The sequence below is a fragment of the Photorhabdus cinerea genome, assembly GCF_011189575.1.
GTDB lineage: Bacteria > Pseudomonadota > Gammaproteobacteria > Enterobacterales > Enterobacteriaceae > Photorhabdus > Photorhabdus cinerea.
The window spans coordinates 1-2,625 of record NZ_PUJW01000085.1; the positions used below are offsets into that span (position 1 = coordinate 1).

Genomic DNA, 2,625 nt, shown 5'->3' on the forward strand with positions numbered 1-2,625 from the left:
CAGGAAGTAGCAAGCGAAGATGCGACTTTTGAAGTACGCTGGGAAGGCACTTCGGTTACTGAAAATTAATTTGGAGAATCAACATGTTAGAAAAAACTAAAACTATCGTATTAAGCACGCCGATTGAAAGCAATGACGGTAAAGTCCGCTACGAGCAGATTGATTTGAAAGAACCCGTATTGGTCCAGGTTGAGCAGTTTTATGAAGCGCAGAACAAATCCAATCATTCAATTGCCGCTATGCGCCTATTGCTCTCTTTAGTATCGAGCATCCCGGAATCAGTATTGAAAAAAATGGCAATCAGTGATTTTCATCAGTGCCAGGAGTTTCTTTTGGGTTTTTTGGACTCGAAGCGCTCAATGGCTGGCAACGATTAGCCGCTGACGTCACATTTTATTACAAGTGGGGGCCGCGTGATGCGTGGCTCTTATCAAAAACGCGTCTTGAGTGGTGGGCTAATCAAGCTAATCGGATAAGTAAGGAGCGGTCTAATGGGTAACGCTTTCGATTTTGAGCTAAACGCTGATGAAAATGTCACGAAAGTTATCGATGAAATCAATGCAAAGTTGAACAGTCTCAATCCCAATTTAGCAAAAACTAAAGAGGGGCTGAAATTCGGTGGTTCTGAGGCTTCTGATGGCGTAGAAACCATCGGTACAAAGTTACGTGATATGTCACGTTATGCAAAAGATAACGTTCAGCATATCGGTGATATGGTGCCCCCGCTTAAGAATTTTGGCGAACTTGCAACTAAATATATGGGGATAGGAGCCAAAATTGGCGGTATAGGAATGGCGGCTAGTGGTATATCAAAAGGCTTTCAGTTAATGAATGATATGGGAAAGAAAGCCTATGATCTTGATGTGGCCGCTCAAAACTCCGCAATGAATGTTCCTGATTTCACTCGAATAGCCGGGGCAATGAGATACCTTGGTATTAGCGCTGATGATGCTAAAAAATCAGTAGAAGGTTTTTATGGGATTTTAAACCACCCACTACAGGGGAGGCGGGAAGAAGCCAGAGCGGAATTAACAAAAATGGGGGTTCCTCTCTATGAAAATGATCACGGAACGATTGATGTGTACAAGACATTTCCAGAGGTCGTCAAGGCCATGCAAAAATATCCATCCGATGTTCAAAATACCATTGCTGAAAAAATTGGCTTGGATGAGAATGGGTTGGCTTTGGCGCGTAAAGGACCAGAAACATATCAAGAACTATTGAGTAAAGCTGATAGAGATGGGTTAACTAGGTCACAAGCCGATAATGATAAATTAAACCAATATAATGATAAAAAGAATGAGTTAGACGCCCGCCTTGAAGGAATAATGAATCGAGCTGAAATTGCGTTTGCTAATTTCGCATTAGGGGATGGTTATGATTATATGAAGGAACAGGCAGAAAAGCGGGAAGCCTATTCCGATACTCTTTTTAGTGGTTACAAAAAAGGCGATTTGCGCGATAGGGCGTTAAACGATGTCAAGTTCATGAAAAGTCTTTCATTTGGAGAAAGATATTCTTTACAGTGGGGTGAACCTGATAAAGATTTAGAGAAAAAGATTAATGATCGATTTGGTGCGGAATGGGAAAAAGAAAAGCGCAGGCATAATGCTGATAAAATAAAAGATGGTATTCCCCGGCCCCAAAAAATCCCAGAACCGGCGAAAATAGAACCCCCCAAGTATCCAGATCCTTACGGAAAACCGGTAAAGGATTCATTCGGTTTGAGAAACAATAATCCGGGTAATGTACGTGATGCTCCAAATGGCGTTGGATATGTGCAGGGACAAAGTGGAACATTTGTCAAGTTTGATAATAGTCATGATGGCCTTTCTGCAATGGCTAGGCAGTTAATGCTTAACGGAGACAGGGGGAAGAATACTATTAATGGCACAATCAACACTTATGCGCCAGCCGGAGGTGTAGATAGAAATGATACTCAGGCATATATTAACTTTGTTTCAAGCGAGACAGGCTTTCTTCCCAATCAACAGTTAGATATGCACGACCCAAAAGTACTTGAAAATCTGATGGTGGCAATGATTAAACAAGAAAATCATGGTCAACAGCCATTCAGTAAGCAGGAGATCACGGATGCAATAACCGCTGCCATCTTCGACCCAAAATGGCAGGGGAAGCGTGACAAATATTATCTGAATCAACAGCGTATGATGAATCAACCCGTGCTGCCTGAATCTGATAAAAGACCTGCTTCCATTTTTGCCAATCAAACAGATAATAGTGAGCTTGCTCAGAACATGGCTGAGGCCATTCAGACAGCTATAGGGGAAAACAAGTTTCAGGTAGAGATTACACTAGTCAACAGCAAGACCGGAGAACGGCAGCAATTTAATGCAAAAACTGGAGGTAGAGTAACAACCTCCATGCAATACCCATAATCCACCCTGGCATTCGCCGGGGTTTTTTATGTGCTTCACACGCACGAATCAGATAAAACCCAGAACCTTTTCACAAATGTACCCTTGAGGACTGCCAGTGGTTGGCTGCCTTCTGGGGCTGGTATTCCTGTGTGACAAGGGTTCATTTTTGAGCAGGTAATAAGCCATGAATAATATTTTCCCAATGGAGTATGAAAAACAGTTGTTCCCATTTAGTAATGAATGT

2 protein-coding genes are annotated in these 2,625 nt (G+C 42.2%); both read left to right on the forward strand.

The features are described from left to right. Window positions 1–83: 83 nt before the first annotated feature. Window positions 84–377: a phage tail assembly protein gene (locus C5469_RS22585; RefSeq protein WP_166310919.1), complete on the forward strand. Its 294-nt coding sequence runs from the start codon at window positions 84–86 to the stop codon at window positions 375–377. Window positions 378–491: 114 nt separating this feature from the next. Further along, window positions 492–2,399 carry a hypothetical protein gene (locus C5469_RS22590; protein WP_166310921.1) on the forward strand — a complete coding sequence of 636 codons (1,908 nt, stop codon included), beginning with the start codon at window positions 492–494 and terminating at the stop codon, window positions 2,397–2,399. Window positions 2,400–2,625: the final 226 nt, after the last annotated feature.